The sequence below is a fragment of the Mycobacterium shinjukuense genome (assembly GCF_010730055.1).
Lineage (GTDB): Bacteria > Actinomycetota > Actinomycetes > Mycobacteriales > Mycobacteriaceae > Mycobacterium > Mycobacterium shinjukuense.
The window spans coordinates 792,200-811,687 of sequence record NZ_AP022575.1 but is presented as its reverse complement, the minus strand read 5'-3'; the positions used below and the strand labels follow the sequence as shown (position 1 = coordinate 811,687).

At 69.6% G+C, this 19,488-nt stretch carries 6 protein-coding genes; 3 read left to right on the top strand and 3 right to left on the bottom strand.

From position 1 onward, the window contains the following. Positions 1 to 34: 34 nt before the first annotated feature. On the top strand, positions 35 to 1,279 hold the full coding sequence (locus tag G6N20_RS03620; protein WP_083046826.1) for a phthiocerol/phthiodiolone dimycocerosyl transferase: 1,245 nt from the start codon (positions 35 to 37) through the stop codon (positions 1,277 to 1,279). Positions 1,280 to 1,295: 16 nt separating this feature from the next. On the opposite strand, the gene pks2 is transcribed toward G6N20_RS03620, so the two are convergent. After that, the gene (gene pks2 / locus G6N20_RS03615) at positions 1,296 to 7,586 is read right to left on the bottom strand and encodes a sulfolipid-1 biosynthesis phthioceranic/hydroxyphthioceranic acid synthase (RefSeq protein WP_083046825.1); all 6,291 of its coding nucleotides are present in this window, start codon (positions 7,584 to 7,586) and stop codon (positions 1,296 to 1,298) included. A 373-nt stretch (positions 7,587 to 7,959) separates the two neighbouring features. On the opposite strand from pks2, the gene fadD28 reads away from it, so the two are divergent. Continuing rightward, positions 7,960 to 9,702: a fatty-acid--AMP ligase FAAL28/FadD28 gene (gene fadD28, locus G6N20_RS03610; protein WP_083046824.1), complete on the top strand. Its 1,743-nt coding sequence runs from the start codon at positions 7,960 to 7,962 to the stop codon at positions 9,700 to 9,702. Beyond that, the gene (locus G6N20_RS03605) at positions 9,656 to 12,358 is read left to right on the top strand and encodes an MMPL family transporter (protein ID WP_269474167.1); all 2,703 of its coding nucleotides are present in this window, start codon (positions 9,656 to 9,658) and stop codon (positions 12,356 to 12,358) included. The genes fadD28 and G6N20_RS03605 overlap by 47 nt, the downstream gene beginning before the upstream one ends. 42 nt (positions 12,359 to 12,400) lie before the next feature. On the opposite strand, the gene G6N20_RS03600 is transcribed toward G6N20_RS03605, so the two are convergent. Both G6N20_RS03600 and G6N20_RS03595 read right to left on the bottom strand, forming a co-directional pair. Further along, the gene (locus tag G6N20_RS03600) at positions 12,401 to 13,096 is read right to left on the bottom strand and encodes an LppX_LprAFG lipoprotein (RefSeq protein ID WP_083046823.1); all 696 of its coding nucleotides are present in this window, start codon (positions 13,094 to 13,096) and stop codon (positions 12,401 to 12,403) included. Then, complete coding sequence (locus G6N20_RS03595; RefSeq protein ID WP_083046822.1) at positions 13,093 to 19,473, bottom strand: type I polyketide synthase; 6,381 nt, start codon at positions 19,471 to 19,473, stop codon at positions 13,093 to 13,095. Before G6N20_RS03595 ends, G6N20_RS03600 begins: the two co-directional genes overlap by 4 nt. Between the last annotated feature and the right edge of the window lie 15 nt (positions 19,474 to 19,488).

The following is a 19,488-nucleotide window of genomic DNA, read 5'->3' as shown; positions in this document are numbered from 1 at the left end:
CCCGGCATGCCGCGACCAGTTGGGAGTCTTTGAGGTGTTTGGCGGATCGGTGATCCGAAAGCTGTCACACAGCGAGGAAGTCTTCGCGAAATACGAGGTTTTCACGTCGATGACGGTGCGGCTGCACGGTGGTGTCGACGTCGATGCGCTATCGGATGCGTTCGACGCCCTGGTGGCGGCCCACCCGGTGTTGGCCAGTCACCTGGAGCCAAGCCCCGATGGCGGTTGGTTTCTCGTCGCCGACGACCTGCTGCATTCCGGGATATGTGTCGTCGACGGCAACAACGCGACGCCGGCCGGAATCCGGCTCGATCAAACCGCGTCCCTGTTGAATCTTCGGCTGACGCTCGGCGAGCAAACATCGGCGCTGACGGTGTATCTGCACCACAGCATCGCCGACGGTCACCATGGGGCCGGCCTTCTCGAAGAGCTGTTCACCCGGTACACCGCTGTGGTAACTACCGGCGACCCCGGTCCGGTGATCCCGGAGCCGGCTCCGGCGCCACTCGAGGTCGTGCTGCAACAGCGGGGCGTCAAAAGGCTCGGGGTGTCGGGCGTCGAGCGTTTCATGCCGGTGATGTTCGCCTACGACCTACCCGCCTCCGTCAAGCCGACCCTGGTTGCCACTCCCGGATCGCCGCAGGCCGTTCCGGTCACCAGGGTCCGGCTCACCGAGCAGCAGACGGCCGACCTGGTGGAGTTCAGCCGGGAGAATCGGGTCAGCGTCAACACCGTGGTGGCCGCGGCCATCCTGCTGACCGAGTGGCGGATGCGGGAAACCCCGCACGTCCCGATCCCCTACGCGTATCCGGTCGACCTGCGATACTTCCTCACCCCGCCGGTAAGGCCGACCGAGAGTACCAACCTGGTCGGGGTGGCAACCTACCTCGCGGAGATCGGGCCGAACACCGACATCGTGGACCTGGCGACCGACATCGGCGCCACCTTTCGGGCGGACCTGGCCGACGGCCTGATTCAGCAGTCGGCCCTGAACTTTGGCGTGGCATTCGAAGGAACTCCACCGGGGCTGCCGCCGCTGGTGTTCTGCACCGATGTCAGCGCGCTCCCCGTCCCCACCCCCGAGGGCTTGGAGCTGGGCGAATTTCAGGGCCAATTCTTTTGTTCCATCACCGTCCCCCTCGATTTCTACGGCTGCGGGGTTCACGGCGGGCAAATGGTGATCGAGCATCACGGACACATCGAGGCCCAACAGACCCTCGAGGCGATCCGCGCCCTGCTGTGCACGGTGCCCGCGGAGTACGGCTGGGTGATGGAGTGACCCCACGGTGCGCGAGCTACTTATCGGCGTCCTCCGCGAGCAGCGTGTCCGCCAGGTGCTGGGCCAGTGCGCGCGCGGTGTTGTGGGTGGCGATCACCTTGGGGGACAGCCGTATCCCGGTCTCGGTTTCAATGTGGGTGCGCATCTCGAGCATGCCCAGCGAGTCCAGCCCGTACTCAACGAACGGCCGGTCGGCGTCGACCGTGCGGCGCAGGATCAGGCTCGCCTGCTCGACGATCAGCCGCCGCAGCCGGGCGGGCCATTCGTCGTGCGGCAGCGAACTCAGCTCGGTGCGGAATTTGCTTGGCCCCCTTGCGCTTTGCCCGGTGGAGGCGAACATCTCCCCCCATGGGCTGCGGCGCACGAGGTCGGGCAGCCAAGGTGCCCCGATGATCGGAATGTAGCCGGTGTAGGTGCGGTCGTGGCGCAGCAGCGTCTCGAAGGCATACGCACCCTCCTCGGGGGTGATCATGATTTCGCCGCCTTCGGCCAGGAAGGTGGCGCGGCCGACCTCCGCCCACGCACCCCAGGCGATCGCGCTGGCCGGCGTGCCCCGCGCACGGCGCCACTGCGCGAACGCGTCGACCCAGCTGTTGGCCGCGGCGTAGGCGCCCTGCCCCGGCGAGCCCAGCAGGGCCGCTCCGGACGAGAACAGGCAGAACCAGTCCAGCGGCTGCCCGCTGGTGGCGCGGTGCAGGTTCCAGGACCCGTACACCTTGGGCGCCCAGTCGCGGTCGATGAGCTCGTCGGTGATGTTGGTCAGCGTGGCGTCCTCGACCACCGCCGCCGCGTGCAGCACACCACGCACCGGAAGCCCGGTGGCGGTGGCCGCGCTCACCAGGCGGTCGGCGGTGTCGGGTTCGGCGATATTGCCGCACTCGACCACGATGTCGGCCCCGCCCTTGCGCAAGCGCTCGATTGTCTGCCGGGCTCTGGGGTTGGGCTGGTTGCGCGCGGTCAGCACGATGCGGCCGCAGCCCGCCCCGGCCATCTTCGAGGCGAAGTAAAGGCCGAGGCCGCCCAGGCCACCGGTGATGATGTAGGCGCCGTCGCGGCGAAACACCGGAACCCGCTCCGGCGGCACCACCACGCTGCTGCGCCCGCCGCGGGGCATGTCGAGCAGAAGTTTGCCGGTGTGTTCGGCATTGCTCATCGCCCGGATGGCGCTGGCCGCATCCGCCAGCGGGTAATGCGTGCACTGCGGTGCCGCCAGCACACCGTCGGCGGTGAGCTGGTACACCGTGGTGAGCAACTCGCGGACCCGGCCGGGCTGGAGGATCGACATCAGCGCCAGATCCAGGTAGTAGAACGTCAGGCCGCGTCGGAACGGGTACAGCCCCAGCCGGGTGTTGCCATACACGTCGCGTTTGCCGATCTCGACGAACCGTCCACCGAAGGCCAACAGCTCCAACCCGGCGCGCTGCGCCGCACCGGTCAGCGAGTTCAGCACGATATCCACGCCGTAGCCGTCGGTGTCGCGTCGGATCTGCTCGGCGAACTCGACGCTGCGTGAGTCGTAGACGTGCTCGATGCCCCAGTGCTGCAACAGTTTCCGACGCTCGGGGCTGCCGGCGGTGGCGAAAATCTGGGCCCCCGCATGGCGCGCGATCGCGATCGCCGCCTGCCCCACACCACCGGTCGCCGAGTGAATCAACACCTTGTCACCGGCCTTGATCCCGGCCAGGTCGTGCAGCCCGTACCAGGCGGTGGCGTGCGCGGTGGCGGCCGCCGCCGCCTGTTCATCGGTCAGGCCGGGTGGCAGGGTGGCGGCAAGGGTGGCGTCGCAGGTGAGGAACGTCCGCCAACAGCCGCCTTCGGAAAACCCGCCGACCCGGTCGCCGACCTGGTGATCGGTGACGCCCTCCCCGACCGCGGTCACCACACCGACGAAGTCCATCCCCAATTGCGGTTGGCGGTCATCGATGACCGGGAATTGCCCGAAGGCGATGAGAACATCGGCGAAGTTGACGGTGGACATGCTGACCGCGACCTCGATCTGCCCGGGCCCGGGCGAAACCCGCTCGCAGGCGGCCAGTTCCAGCGTCTGCAGATCACCCGGGGTACGGATCTGCAGCCGCATGCCGTCGCGTTCGTGATCCACCATGGCGGTGTGCCGCTCGTCGTGGCTCAGCGGAGCGGGGCACAACCGCGCCACATACCACTCGCCATGGCGCCAGGCGGTCTCGTCCTCGTCGGATCCGCCCAGCAGTTGGTGGGCCACGTGTTCGGCGTCGGTGTGGTCGTCCACGTCGATCTGGGTGGTGCGCAGCAGCGGATGTTCGCTGCTGATCACCCGGAGCAGGCCACGCAGCCCGGCCTGGTCCAGGTTGAGCTGATCTTGCGGCCGAACGATCTGCGCCTGCCTGGTCACCACGAACAGACGAGGCAGCTCGCCCTCCAATTCGGCCAGCTCCCGGGTGATCCGGACCAGCTGCCGCACCTGCTCACGACCGGCCAGCAGTCTTGCCTCATCGGGGTCGCCGACCCCGGACCCACACAGCACCACCACGCCATCGACCAGGCGGGCGCGCAGGTGACTTGTCAGCCGTTCCCGGCCGGTCGCCGGATCCGCCTCCCGCGACCAGGGGAGGTTGACGCATTCGGTGCCCTGGGGACCGTGGGATTTCAACGCGTCCGCCAGCCTGGCGGCCAGCATGTCCACGGCGTCGGAGGTGTCGATCAGCAGCCATGACCTCGCCTCGTCGGGCGCGGCCTCGGGCAGCGTTCGTTGCTGCCACGCAAGGGTCAGCAGCCGCTCGTTGAGCAGCCGATCGCGCTCGCCGGTTTCGGTGGTCCCGGTTCCCATGCGCAGCCCGACCACGGTCAACAGGACGTTGCCGTGCTCGTCCAGCAGGTCGAGGTCGGCCTCCCCTCCGGTCGCGTCGGCCTTGGTCACCCGCGTGTAGCAGTAGTGGACGTTGCGGGTGGATCCGTAGGCGCGCAGCCGGCGCACACCCAACGGCAGCAGCAGGCCACCACCGGCGGTGGCCTGCACGCCGGCGGCGACGGACTGGAAACAGGCATCCAACAGCGCCGGGTGCACGCGGTAGGCGCCCTGCTGGAAGCGGATCGACGCGGGCAGCCCGACCTCGGCCAGCACGGTGGGGCCGCCCGCCTCGGCGGTGCGCGCGCTGGCCAGACCACTGAACGCGGGACCATGCGCAACCCCGCGCTCGACGAACGATGCCCGTAATTCGGTCCCGCTCACGCTGCACGGATGCGCCGCCAGCAGGGCAGCGACGTCGTAGGCGGGTGGCGCGGGGTCATCCTCGGTGGGGCGCAGCGTCGCCGTGGCGTGCCGGGCTTTTTCCCCGTCCTGGTTGGTCTCCACCACGAAGCTGACCGCACCCGGCGCGTCCACCGTGGCCACCGCATCGATGGGCGTCTGGTCGTCCAGCAGCAGCATCTGCTCGAAGGCGATGTCGCGGACCTCCCAGGATCGTGCGGTCGCCTCGCCGAGCACCTCGGCGGCGGCCAGCGCCATCTCGCAGTAGCCGGCCCCGGGAAAGGCGGCCACGTTGTGCACCTGATGATCGCCCAGCCAGGACAGCGTGGCGGTGCCGACGTCGGCCTGCCAGACGTGGCGTTCCGGCTCCTCGAGCAGCCGCACATGCGCGCCCAGCAGCGGATGAACGGCGACGGTGCAGGCGCCCTGCGCCTGCCGTTCTGGCCCGTCGCCGTCGATGAGCAAACGCGGGTGCGTCCACGCCGGCAGCGGCGCATCCACCAACCGCCCCGCGGGGTAGAGCACGGAAAAGTCCACGGCGGCGCCCGCGCTGTGCAGGTCGGTAAGCAAGCCGCGCAGCCCCAGCGGCAGCGGCTGCTCCCGCCGCATGCTGGCCAGAGCGGCCGCCGACATGTCCAGACTCCGGGCGGTCTGCTCGACGGCGTGGGTCAGCAGCGGGTGCGGTGACAGCTCGGCGAACACCCGGTAGCCGTCCTCCAACGCGGCCTGCACGGCCGCGGCGAACTGCACCGTGTTGCGCAGATTGTCCACCCAGTACCGGCCGTCGCACGTCGGGCGCTCGCGGGGGTCGAACAGGGTAGCCGAGTAGTACGCAACCTTGGGTGCCGTCGGCTTGAGCTCCGCCAGCGCGGCGGCCAACTCGTTGAGGATCGAGTCGACTTGCGGCGAGTGCGACGCCACGTCAACGGCCACCTCGCGGGCCATCACGTCACGCTGCTCCCACCGGGCGACCAGGTCGCGCACCGTCTCGGCGGCGCCGCCGATCACCGTCGAGGCCGGGGAGGCCACCACCGAGATCGCGACATCGTCGATGCCGCGGGCCATGAGCTCCGAATTCACCTGTTTGGCAGGCAGTTCCACCGATGCCATGGCGCCGGCGCCGGCAATGCGGGACATCAACCGGGAGCGCCGACAGATGACGCGCGCCCCGTCTTCCAGCGACAGTGCCCCCGCGACGACGGCCGCGGCAACTTCGCCCAGCGAGTGTCCGATGACCGCGCCCGGTCGCACCCCGTAGCACGTCTCCATGGTGGCGGCCAGCGCGACCTGCATGGCGAACAGGGTCGGCTGCACCCGGTCGATCCCGGTGACGGTCTGCGGGGCCGTCATCGCCTCGGTCACCGAGAAGCCCGATTCCGCGGCGATCACCGGCTCCAGCGCTGCGACGGTCGTGGCGAACACCGGCTCACGCGCGAGCAGGTCAGCGCCCATGCCGGCCCACTGGGATCCCTGCCCGGAGAACACCCACACCGGTCCGCGGTCGCCGTGTCCCACCGCGGGCTCATACCGGCGGTCACCGTCGGCCACCGCCCGCAGGCCCTGCGCGAGTTCCGGCAGCGTTGCGGCCACCACCGCGGTGCGCACCGGCCGATGCCCGCGCCGCCGCGCCAGCGTGTAGGCCAAGTCCGCGGGCGTCAGGGAGTCGGGGCGTTCCTCCACCCACTCGGCGAGCCGGCGCGCGGTCTGCCGCAACGCGTCGGTGGACGTGGCGGACAACGCGAATAGCTGCGGGCCCACGGACTCCGCCGAGGTGTCATCGTGGGCGGTCTCCGGTGCTTGTTCGACGATGGCGTGCACGTTTGTTCCCGACATCCCGAACGAGGACACCGCGACCCGCTTCGGCGCCTGCTCGTCACCGATCGGCCATGGCGTAACCGCCTGCGGCACAAAAAGTCCCGTCTCGATCTCGGCCAGTTCCTCGGGCAGCCGGTTGAAGTGCAGCAGCGGCGGTATGACCCCGTGCCGCAGCGACAGAATCGCCTTGATCAGGCCCACCGCCCCGGCCGCGGATTCGTTGTGGCCGATGTTGCTCTTGGCCGATCCGAGCGCGCAGCGGTTGCCGACGCCGTACACCCGCGCCAGGCTGCGGTACTCAATCGGGTCACCGATCGGGGTTCCGGTGCCGTGCGCCTCCACCGCGCCGACCGTGTCGGGTTGCACTCCCGCCGCCGCCAACGCCGCGCGATACACGGCGACCTGCGCGTCCTCCGACGGCATCGTCAGCGTTTCCGTGCGACCGTCCTGGTTAGCGGCGGTACCGCGCACCACGGCCAGGATCCGGTTACCGTCGCGCAGCGCATCGGGCAATCGCTTGAGCAACACCACGGCACAGCCCTCGGAGCGCACGAAACCATCCGCCCCGACATCGAAGGCATGGCAGCGACCGGTCGGCGAAAGCATGCCCTGCCCGGACGACGCCACACTTCCGTCCGGCTCCAGCAGCACCGCGCAGCCGCCGGCCAACGCGAGATCGCTCTCGCCCTGGCCCAGGCTACGGCAGGCCAGGTGCACCGCCATCAGGCCCGAAGAACACGCCGTATCGAACGTCATCGCGGGGCCGTGCAGGCCCAACGCGTGGGCGATCCGCCCGGAGGCCACGCTGTTGTTCAGGCCGGTAACCACATACGGGCTGGCCAAACCGCCGGCACCCTTGGTGAGCACCAGGTAGTCCTCGTGCGTCAGCCCGGTGAACACGGCCGTCGCGGACCCGGCCAGCGACGCCGGATCCAGTCCGGCATGCTCGACCGCCTCCCACGCGGTTTCCAGCAACAATCGGTGCTGCGGATCGATCGAGATCGCCTCCCGCTCGCTGATCCCGAAGAACTCGGCATCGAAGCCGGCGACGTCGTCGAGAAACCCGCCCCACCGCGACACCGTCCGACCGGGAACCCCCGGCTCAGGGTCGTAATAGTCGTCGGCGTCCCAGCGGTCAGGCGGAATCTCGGTGATCAGGTCGTCCCCGCGCACCAAGGACTCCCACAGCATGTCGGGCGAGTCGATTCCCCCGGGAAGTCGACATGCCATCCCGATGACCGCAATGGGAGTGACACGTGTTTCCATCGCTCTTTATCCTCGTCTCAGCTCAACCGGTGTTACCCGACGACACGATTTTCGGTACGGGCACGCCGACGGCGCAGCGCCGCTCTCACCACCCCCGACCCGAGCTAACCCGGATGTCGACACCATAGCCGGAAGCCCCAAGCTTAGACCGCCCAGCGGGAAGCGGAGCCCAAACGGCGCGAATTCCCGTGGTAGGCCCGCCGGACCCGCCGCCACCGCACGGTCACGTTCGGCGCGCGGCCAGCCGCGCGGCGGGTGCCGCAGCCGGCCCCCGCTGACCTGGCGAAATGCGACTCTGCCGACACCGGGGGCCGCCGCTACCATTCGACGAACGCCGGGACAACCCCGAAACGGGGCCGGTAACGTGATGCCCATGACAGTGCGTTCCCTTCCTGCCGTGCTGCGCGCGTGGGCCCGTCTGCAGCCCAACGAGACGGCGTTCACGTTCATCGACTACGAGCAGGACTGGGATGGGGTTGCGGAAAGCCTGACGTGGGCGCAGCTATATCGGCGAACCCGCAACGTCGCACGCGAGCTGAGGCGTTGCGGTTCGACGGGTGAGCGCGCGGCCATCGTGGCTCCGCAGGGACTCGACTACATCGTCGGCTTCCTCGGCGCACTGCAGGCCGGGCTTGTCGCGGTTCCGCTGTCGGTTCCGCAGGGCGGCGCCAGCGATGACCGCGTCGATGCGGTGCTGCGCGACGCGTCGCCCGTTGCCGTTCTCACGACATCCTCGGTCATAGACGATGTCGCCCAGCATGTTACGCGGCAGCCCGGTGAATCCGCCGCTTCGATCATCGAGGTTGATTCGCTCGATCTGGACTCTCCGAACGGGTCTGACGCCGGTGACGAAAATTACCCGGCCACCGCGTATTTGCAATATACGTCGGGGTCCACCCGGACACCGGCCGGCGTGATGATGTCCCATCAGAACCTTCGCAGCAACTTCGAACAGCTGATGTCCGGCTACTTCGCGGACTCCGACGGGATCGCACCGCCGGACGCGACGCTGGTGTCGTGGCTGCCGTTCTACCACGACATGGGTTTGGTGCTGGGAATTTGCGCACCGATTCTGGGGGGATATCGGGCGGCGCTCACCAGCCCGGTGGCGTTCCTGCAGCGTCCGGCCCGGTGGATGCACCTGCTGGCCGGCCATTCTCACCCCTTTTCGGCGGCGCCGAATTTCGCCTTCGAACTGGCGGCCAAGAAAATTACCGACGACGACATGGCCGGGCACGATCTCGGCGCTGTGCTGACCATCCTCAGCGGTAGCGAGCGGGTGCAGCCGGCGACGCTCCAGCGGTTCGCCGACCGCTTCGCCCGCTTCAATCTTCAGGAAAAGGTGCTGCGCCCCTCCTATGGGCTGGCAGAAGCGACGGTGTACGTGGCGACCAGCAGGCCGGGCCAACCACCCACACTGGTCGACTTCGAGACCGAAAAACTCTCCGCCGGCCATGCGCAACGGTGCGCAACCGGACGCGGTACCCGGTTGGTCAGCTACCTGGTGCCGCAATCACCGATCGTGCGGATCGTTGACCCCGAGACCCGTACCGAACGACCGCAGGGCATGGTCGGGGAGATCTGGGTGCACGGCGACAACGTCGCCACCGGCTATTGGCGGCGACCCGAAGAGACTAAGCGCACCTTCGGCGCGACGATCGTCGCACCGTCGGCGGGCACACCCGAAGGTCCGTGGCTGCGGACGGGAGACTCGGGTTTCGTCGACGACGGCGAGTTGTTCATCATCGGCCGGATCAAAGATCTGCTGATCGTGTACGGGCGCAACCATTCTCCCGACGACATCGAGGCGACGATCCAGGAGATCACCCGAGGCCGCTGCGCGGCAATCTCGGTTCCCGGCGATCGCAGCACCGAAAGACTGGTGGCCATCATCGAACTCAAAAAGCGCGGCGACTCGGACGAGGCCGCGACCGAAAGGTTGAGCGCCATCAAACGCGAAGTCACCTCGGCGCTGGCCAGCTCGCACGGCCTCAGCGTCGCGGACCTGGTGTTGGTACCGCCAGGCTCGATCCCGATCACCACAAGCGGCAAGGTCAGACGAGGGGCGTGTGTCGAGCAGTATCGGCAGGATCAGTTCGCCCGCCTGGACGCCTAGCGTGTCGGCCGACCGGTCGCGGCTCGCCAAGCTCCTGACGGTCACCGCCTGGATCGCGGTGGCGGTGATCGCGAATTTGACCCTCGCGCTGACACCACCGAAATCCGGCGACACCGGCTCGGCGCTGCTGCCCCACGATGCCACGAGATCCGCCGCCGCCAGCCGGATCGCGGCGGCCTTCCCGGGCACCGGCAGCAACGCCCTCGCCTACCTGGTGCTGGAAGGCCGTGACCCGCTGGGGCCGGCGGACCAGCGGTACTACGACGCCGCCGTGAGCGCCCTGCGCGCCGACACCCGCCACGTGGGATCCGTGCTCGACTGGTGGTCCGATCCGCTCACCGCCCCGGTGGCGACCAGCGCAGACGGCCGCTGCGGCAGCGCGCTGGTGTGGCTGGTGGGCCAGGCGGGGACCGCCCAAGCGCGGGAATCGCTCGACGCCGCACGATCGGTGCTGCGCGCGCTGCCGCCGGGTGCGGGGCTTCGCGCCCGCATCGTGGTCCCAGCGACCACCGCCGCCACGCCCATGCGGATGACCTGGTGGCAGGGCGCGGCGATCGTGATCGCCGCGGCGCTGATCGCCGTTCTGCTGCTGCTGCGCGCGCGGCGGTCCAGGAAGGCGGCCGGGATCGCGCTGCTGACCGCAGGGCTGTCGCTCGCGGTGGCGTGGCCGTTGGCCGCGGTGGTGTCGGGACCGCGCGGGGGCACCGGGTCGGGGCTGTCGACGTTCTCCGCGACCCTGGCCGCGGTCCTGATGATCGCCGCCATCACCACGTCCGCCGTGCTGGTCGGGCGGCCGAGGCCCGACGCCAGCGCTGGCACCGCCGGCCGCCGCGCATACCGCAACAACCTGCCCGGGTTGGCCCTGCCCGGGGCGGGCCTCGCGCTGCTCACCGGCCCGCTGCTGTTTGCCCGGACCCCGGCGCTGCACGCCGTGGGCATGGCCACACCGGGGGTGGCCGTGGCAGTTGCCGCGTGCCTGACGCTCTTGCCCAGCCTGATCGGGCTCGCGGGGCCGTGGGGGCAGTCACCGTCGCCGACCGTGGGTGCCGTCTGGACACCCGCGCTGTCGATACCCGGCCTCGCTCATCCCGCCGTCGTCACCGCGGTGGTGTTGGCGATCTGCGCGCTACCGGTGATCGGGATGCGCTGGGGTCTGGCCGAAAGCCCCACCGAGACACGTCACGCACAGTCACTCGCGGGCAGTCCGGTGCCCGACGTGGTGGTGATCCAGTCCGCACACGACCTTCGCGACCCGGCGGGGCTGATCGCCATCGATCGGGTCAGCCGCCGTCTGATGGAGCTTCCCGGGGTCCGCAAGGTGCAGTCGGCGGCATGGCCGGGCGGTGTCCCGTGGACGGAGGCCACCCTGACCTCCGCCGCGGGACGGCTCGCCGACCAGCTGGACCGGCAGGCCGCGACGTTTGTGCCGCAGGTCAACGCGATCAAGACCCTTCAGTCGGTGGTCGATCAGGTGAGCGGCGCGGTCAACGAGCTAGAGCACAGCGTGACCGCCGGTGTCGCCGGGCTGACCGAAATGCAGCAGGACATCGACCAGGTGATCTCCGGCACCCGCAACATCAAGGCCACCACCGAACAGGTGTCGGGATACCTCGACCCGGTGCGCGGCTGGATGGGCGGCATCGAAAACTGTCCCGCAGACGCGCTGTGCTCGGCCGCGCGCAAGGTGGTCGATCCCTTCGACAGGGTGGTCGCCGATGTGGCGGTGCTGTCCGACGGCGCCGACCAGATCGCCGCGGTGTCGGCCAGAACGGTGAGCGCGTTGGCCTCCACACCGCGCGTGGTGGCACAGATGCGTTCGGCGCTGGGGCAGCTGCGCTCCTTTGTGCCTGCCCTGAAAACCACCGTTGAGGACACCATCCCGCAGGTCGTGCAGCTGTCGGCGTTCCTGAGAAAACTCAGCATCGATTTCGCCGATACCGGCGAGGGCGGCTTCTACCTCTCCACCAAGGCGCTGGCGGACCCGTCGTACCGGAACGTCCGCCAGTGGATGTTCTCGACGGACGGAACGGCGACCCGCCTGTTCGTCTATTCCGAGGGAGACGCGCTGGACCTGGATGCGGGGAGGCGGGCGCACCAGCTCGAAACCGTCGCGCGCACCAACTACGGAAGCCTGGTCGACAGCCAGATCACGGTGAGCGGGGCCGCGCAGGTGGCCGCGACCGTCCGCGGCGCCCTCACCCACGATGCCGTGCTGCTGGCGGTCACGATGTTGGCGGTGGTGGCCCTGGTCGGCATGTGGCGCGGCGCCGTCGGTGGTCTGGTGACCGGCCTCGGGGTGCTGGCCTGCCACCTCGCGGCGCTGGGGACCTCGGTGGCGCTGTGGCAACACCTGCTGGGTCGCGAGCTACAGGCCTCGGTGCCGCTGGTGTCGTTCGCCCTGCTCGCGGCGTGCGGCGTGCCGTATCTCGTCGCCACCCTCATCGATGCCGGGCCACGGCCTGCGGGCACCGGGTCGCTGGGGCGCGCCGTCGCGCCGATCATGGTGCTCGGTGCGGTGTTCGGGTTGGGGCTGGTGCTGGTGTCCGGCGGGGCCGTCGGCGCCCTCGGTCAGGTCGGCACCATTGTCCTGGTTGGAGTGGGCGCCCTGACCGCGGTGGCGCGCACGTGGCTTCCCCGCGCACCCGTGCGGCCTTGACGCGGCCCCTTCCAGATGGCCTCCGACGCGTGGCGTCAACGCTCAGTCGACGTCGCCCGGCTCGTTCCACTTCGACAGCGTGACCTGGACAGACCCGGACCCCAGGTCCACGCTTGCCCGGACCAGGCGGTGCGAACCGTCCGCGGCAATCCACACGGTCGCCGGCCTCGACTTCCTGGCACCGGGATCGAGGATCTTGACGGCCTCCGTCGGGATGGTCCCGGTGATCTTGGTGGTGGGAACCCCGTCGATCACCTCCGAGCTTTGCGATTGCAGATTGGTGACACCCGAAAGCATCTTCGCCACACCGTCGGTGGGGTCGACCAGGCGTGAGGCCGCCAGGTCGGAGACGTTGCCGAGATTGGTCCAGTCGTCGAACAGCTTCACCGCGATGACGTCGTCCTTGATCCGGAACGGGACGTCGGCCTGGCCGTTATAGGTGCACACGCCCTTTGCGGCGAGCGGCTTGGCCCGAACATCGACGTCGGCGCTGGTGATGCCGAGCATGCTGTCGACTTGCCCGGTCGTCCGGACCGCCAGGTGCACGCCGGTCAAAGCCTTGGTCGCATCCGCTACCTGCCGGATCTCGGCCACCAAAGCGGGGTCGGCCGTCGCGGTGACCGCACCGTGATCCTCGGAATCGGGTGTGGCGGTTGAGCATCCCGATAGCCACAGCGCCAGGCTGGCCCCCAGCACGGCCAGGACGGCCACCGTCGCCGCCGGTTTGCGATCATTCATCGCTTACCACCTTGATGATGTTCGCCCATACCGCGTGCATCACGGGCCGCCGCGCTGTGCGACGAATGCACCGGCACCTTGGCGTCGGGTTCGGCCGGCCGCGCACGGCCGGATTCGGGGCGGTCGCTGTCCAGGATTTGCCGACCCACATGGTCGGCGACTGCGGTGGGGGTTGGATGGTCGAAGATCAGGGTGGGGGGCAGGGTCAGCCCGGTGGCGGTCTTCAGCCGGTTGCGCAGTTCGACCGCGGTCAGCGAGTCGAAGCCGAGGTCTTGGAATCGGGCCTCGGGGTCGATGTCCCCGGGGGCGGGCCGGCCCAGCACCGCGGCGGCCTGCGCACGCACCAGCCCCACCAGCAGATCCCGTTGTTCGCCCGCGGGCAACCCGTGGAGGCGTTGGGCCAGCGCCGACTTCGATTGGGCGGCATCACCGGTGTCGTCGATGTGGCGTCGCCGTGGGCGCCGGACCAGACCGCTCAACAACGGCGGCAACCCGCCGCCTCGGGCCCGGGCATCCAACGCGGCCCGGTCCAGGCGGGTGGCCACCATGACGGGATGGTTGATCGCCAGCGCGGCGTCCAGCAAGTCCAGCGCCTGCCCGGGGTTCATCGGGGCCAGCCCGCTGCGGCTCATCCGGGCCCGATCGCGGCTGCTCACATGCGCGGCCATGCCGCTGGGCTGTTCCCAGAGCCCCCACGCCAGCGATACCCCGGCTAGCCCCGCCGCCTGCCGGTGCGCGGCCAACCCGTCGAGAAACGCGTTTGCCGCCGAGTAGTTACCCTGCCCGGGTGAGCCCACCGTGGCCGCGACCGAGGAACACAGCACAAACATCGCCAGATCCAGATCGCGGGTGGCCTCGTGCAGGTTCCACGCCCCGTCGACCTTGGCCCGCAACACCGTATCGATGCGGTCCGGTGTCAACGACGTGATCACCGCGTCATCGAGCACCCCGGCGGCGTGAATCACCCCGCGCACCGGCGGATACTCCCGCGACAGCTGGGCAAACAACCCCGCTACCGCGTCGCGATCGGCCACGTCACAAGCCACCACCCGCACCGTGGCGCCGTCCTGCGCCAACTCGGCGGCCAGCTCGGCCGCACCCTCGGCGCGATCACCCCGCCGACTGGCCAACACCAGATGGCGCACACCGACGGCGCTGACCAGGTGGCGGGCCAGCACACCACCGACCGCCCCGGTGGCTCCGGTGATCAGCACCGTGCCGTCGGCAAGCCGATCGGGCAGCGCCGAGGGCATGGTCAGCACCACCTTGCCGATGTGGCGGGCCTGGCTCATGAACCGGAAGGCCGCCGGCGCGCAGCGCACATCCCAGGTGGTGACCGGCAGCCGATGCAGCACCTGGGCGTCCAGTAGGTCGCGCACCTCGCCCAGCATCTGCTGCATGCGCACCGGACCGGCCTCCGACAGATCAAACGCCCGATATCGCACGCCGGGATAGTTGGCGGCGATCTGCTGCGCATCGCGGATGTCGGTCTTGCCCATCTCCAGGAAACGCCCGCCGCGGACCAGCAGGCGCAGCGAAGCATCCACGAAGTCACCGGCCAGCGAGTCGAGCACCACATCAACCCCGCGGCCCTGGGTCACCTCGAGGAACTTCGCCTCGAACTCCAGCGTTCGCGAATCACCGATATGGTCGTCGTCAAATCCCATGGCGCGCAGCGTGTCCCACTTGCCGCGGCTGGCGGTGACGAAGACTTCGACGCCCCAGTGCCGGGCCAGCTGCACCGCCGCCATGCCCACGCCGCCGGTGCCGGCATGGATGAGCACCGATTCCCCCGCTCGGATGCCGGCCAGGTCCGCCAACCCGTACCAGGCGGTCAAGAACACCACCGGCACGGCGGCGGCCTGGGCAAACGACCAGCCCCGCGGCACCCGGGTAATCAGTTGCTGGTCCACCACCGCCAGCGGACCCGCCCCGCCGAAAAACCCCATCACCGCGTCACCGACGGCCACGGCGGCCACCTCGGGACCGGTCTCGATCACCACCCCGGCGCCTTCCGCGCCCAGCGGTGGGGCCTGGCCGGGATACATCCCCAATGCGGCCACCACATCGCGGAAGTTGACCCCGACCGCGGCCACCGCCACCCGCACCTGCCCCGCCCGCAGCGGCGCCTGCGCCTCCGGGCAGGGCTGGATCACCAGATCCTCCAACGTGCCGCCACCGCCGGCTGCCAACCGCCACGCCGATTCCCCGGCCGGCAACGTCAGCAGCTGCGGGCCCGGGGACAGCCGGGCGGCATGCACGGTGCCGGCGCGCACCACCAGTTGGGGTTCCCCGGTTCCGGCCAGCACCGCCGCATCCACCGCCGCGTCGGTGTCGATCAACACGATCCGGCCGGGGTTTTCGGCCTGCGCCGAACGCACCAGACCCCACACCGCCGCGGCGGCCAGGTCACTGACGTCCTCACCGGCCAACCCCACCCCACCGCGGGTCAACACCACCAACGTGCCCGCCCGATCCCCGCCGAGCCAGGACTGCAGCACCTCCAGCGCAGCGTGGGTGGCCGCATGGACCGAGCCCACCACGTCCTCGCCGGCAGACCCGCATTCCCACACCACCACCCCGGCATCGCTTTCATCGCCGGCACAAAAGTCCGCCCACGACACCACGGCAGGCCGATCGGAACTGTCACCGTCGTTGTGGCTCACCGACATTGGCGACCACGCCACTTCCAGCGGGCCCTGGTCGAGCGCACCGCCGGCCGCGGTCACAGCGGCCCGCAGTTGCTCGGCGGTCATCGGTCGGGTGACCAGCGAGCCCACCGTCAGCACCGGTAACCCCGCGGCGTCGGCCACCTCCACCGAGATCGCATCCGCCCCCGCCGAGGTGAAACGGGCCCGCACCCGCCCGGCACCCCCGGCGTGTAGCGACACCCCGCGCCAGCAAAACGGCAGCCTGGTCTCGGTGGTCTCGGGGCCGGTTCCCAGGGCCAGCCCCAGGGCATGCAGCACCGCATCCAACACCGCCGGATGTATGCCCATCCCGTCGACCGCCACCCCTGCCCCGGCGGGGGCGGCCACCTCGGCGAAGAGCTCCGATTCGCGCCGCCAGATCGCCACCAACCCCTGAAACGCGGGGCCGTAGGCGTAACCGCGCGCGGCCAGTCGCGCGTAGGCGTCCGAAATGTCCACGCTCTCCGCGCCCGCCGGCGGCCACTCCGACAGATCCGCCGCGGGGTCCGCGGCGTGCTCCCCCAGCGTGCCCTCGGCGTGGAGCCGCCAACCCTCGGATTGATCAGCCCGGGAATACACCGACACCGCCCGGTGCCCCGCCTCTCCGGTGGGCCCCACGACCACCTGCACCTGCACCCCCACACCCGGGCGCATCACCAGCGGCGCGGTCAGCACCAACTCCTCGATGACCGCACAGCCCACCTCGTCGCCGGCGCGGATGACCAATTCCACAAAACCCGCCCCCGGAAACAGCACCACCCCGCCGATCACGTGATCGGCCAACCACGGCTGATTCGCCAGCGACAACCGGCCGGTCAACACCACCCCGCCGGAATCGGGCCGCTCGACCACGGCACCCAGCAACGCATGCTCGGCCCCACCCAGACCCAAACCGGCCGCATCGGCGGGCCCGTCCGCGCCCGGCGTCTCCCAAAATCGCCGTCGCTGAAATGCATACGTGGGCAACCCCACCCGCCGCCCACCCGAGCCGGCGAACACCGCACGCCAATCCACCGGCACGCCAGTGGTGAACAGCTGACCGGCCGCACCCAGCACCGAGGCCAGCTCGGGCCGGTCCTTGCCCAGCATCGACACCACCACCGCCTCGGCCGGCGCCAGCGACTGCTCGATGGAGCCGGTCAAACCACTACCGGGACCGGCCTCGGCGAAGTGGGTCACCTCAAGTGACTGCAAACGACGCGCGCCGTCGGCAAAACGCACCGGCCGGCGAACATGCTCCACCCAGTACTGGGCCGACCCGTATTGGGCCGACCCGAAATCACCATCGGCGCAGGCCAATTCGCCCGTCACGTTGGACACCAGCCCGATCTGCGGCTCGCGCGCCGCAACCCGGGCTGCGACGCGCGCGAACTCCTCGAGCATCGGTTCCATCAACGGCGAATGAAACGCATGCGAGACCGCCAACCGGTGCACCCGCCGGCCCCGCGCGGCAAATCGATCCGCGATCGCGCTCACCGCGGCCCGCGCACCGGAGATCACCACCGAGTTGGGCGCGTTGAGCGCGGCGATCCCCACCCGCTCAGCCAGCAGCGGCGTCACCTGGTCTGCCACCTCGTCTTCTGAGGCGGCCACCGCCACCATCGCCCCACCCTGCGGCAGCGCCTGCATCAATCGGCCCCGCGCCGCCACCAGCATCGCCGCGTCCGCCAGCGTCAACACCCCGGCCACGTACGCCGCCGACAGCTCCCCCACGGAGTGACCCATCACAAAGTCCGGATGCACACCCCAGCGACGCAACACCGCGAACGACGCCACCTCCACCGCGAACAACGCCGGCTGAGCAAATTCGGTACTATCGAGCAAATTCTCATCACTACCCCAAACAACCTTGCGCAGAGGTAATCTCAGATGCCGATCCAACTCATCGGCCACCGTATCGAACGTCTCAGCAAACACCGACAACTGGTCGTACAATTCCCGGCCCATCCCGAGGCGCTGCGAACCCTGCCCCGGAAACACGACCGCCGTCTTGCCCACCGACCCCGCCTGACCCATCACCACACCCGCACCCGGCTCGCCGCCGGCCACCCCGGCCAACCCCATCAGCAACGCCGGTCGATCGGAACCCACCACCACCGCTCGATGCTCAAACACCGACCGACCCGCCAACGAGCAGCCCACGTCAACCGGATCCACCCCCGGGTCAGCCTGCACATGGGCCAACAACCGGCCGGCCTGCGCCGTCAACGCCTCGACCGATCTCCCCGAAACCACCCAGGGCACCACCGGCAGCCGCCGGCCGCGCTGGGCGCTTTCACCCACCTCAACCGGGGCCTCCTCCAAGATCACGTGCGCATTGGTGCCGCTGATGCCGAACGAGGACACCCCCGCCCGTCGCGGACGCCCGTCAACCGGCCAATCCCGGGCCTCGGTCAACACCGACACCGCTCCGCTGGCCCAATTCACCCGCGGGGAAGGGGCATCGACATGCAGCGTCGCCGGCATCACCCGATGACGCATCGCCTGCACCATCTTGATCACCCCGGCCACCCCCGCCGCGGCCTGCGTGTGACCCATATTCGACTTGATCGAGCCCACCCACAGCGGCCGCCCCGGCGGACGGCCCTGTCCATAGGTGGCCAGCAACGCCTCCGCCTCGATCGGATCACCCAGCGTGGTGGCCGTCCCGTGCGCCTCCACCACATCCACGTCGGCCGCGGTCAACCCCGCACTGGCCAGCGCCGCCCGAATGACCCGCTGCTGGGCGAGCCCATTGGGCGCGGTCAACCCATTGGAGGCGCCGTCCTGATTGACCGCGCTGCCACGCACCACCGCCAGCACCGAATGCCCCAGCCGCCGCGCATCCGACAGCCGCTCGAGCACAACCACCCCGGCACCCTCACCCCACCCCGTCCCGTCGGCCGCTTCGGCAAACGCCTTGCAACGCCCATCGGCGGCCAACCCGCGCTGCCGAGAAAACCCCACGAAGATCGACGGCAACCCCATCACCGTCACCCCACCGGCCAACGCCAAATCGCACTCCCCCGCGCGCAATGACGCCATCGCCCAATGGATCGCCACCAACGACGACGAACACGCGGTATCCACCGACACCGCCGGGCCCTGCAGCCCCAACACATAGGACACCCGTCCGGAGGCCACACTCACCGCCGTGCCGGTCAACCCGTACCCTTGCAGGCCTCCGGTCTCCCTGCTGCCATAACTCGGCGCGAAAATCCCGGTAAACACCCCGGTCGCCGACCCGCGCAACGACAACGGGTCAATTCCCGCGTGCTCCAACGCCTCCCAGGACACCTCCAACATCAACCGCTGCTGCGGATCCATTGCCAACACCTCACCCGGGGCGATGCCGAAGAACCCGGCGTCGAAACCCGCCGCATCCTCGAGAAACCCACCCCACCGGGTATAGGTCTTGCCCTCCGCATCCGGATCCGGGTCGAACAACCCGTCCACATCCCAGCCCCGGTCCGTCGGAAACTCCGACACCACGTCGCGACCCTCGGAAACGACGTCCCAGAGCGCCTCCGGACCATCCACCCCGCCCGGAAACCGGCAGCCGATGCCCACCACCGCCACCGGCTCGGTCGCCCGGTGCTCATGGTCCCGCAGCCGCGCGCGTGCTTCGTCGAGTTCGACAACAACCCTTTTCAGATAGCGAAAGAGCATTTCGCTCTGCTGATCGGCGCCTTCAACGCTGGTGCTCATTGCTCGGTTGCTCCT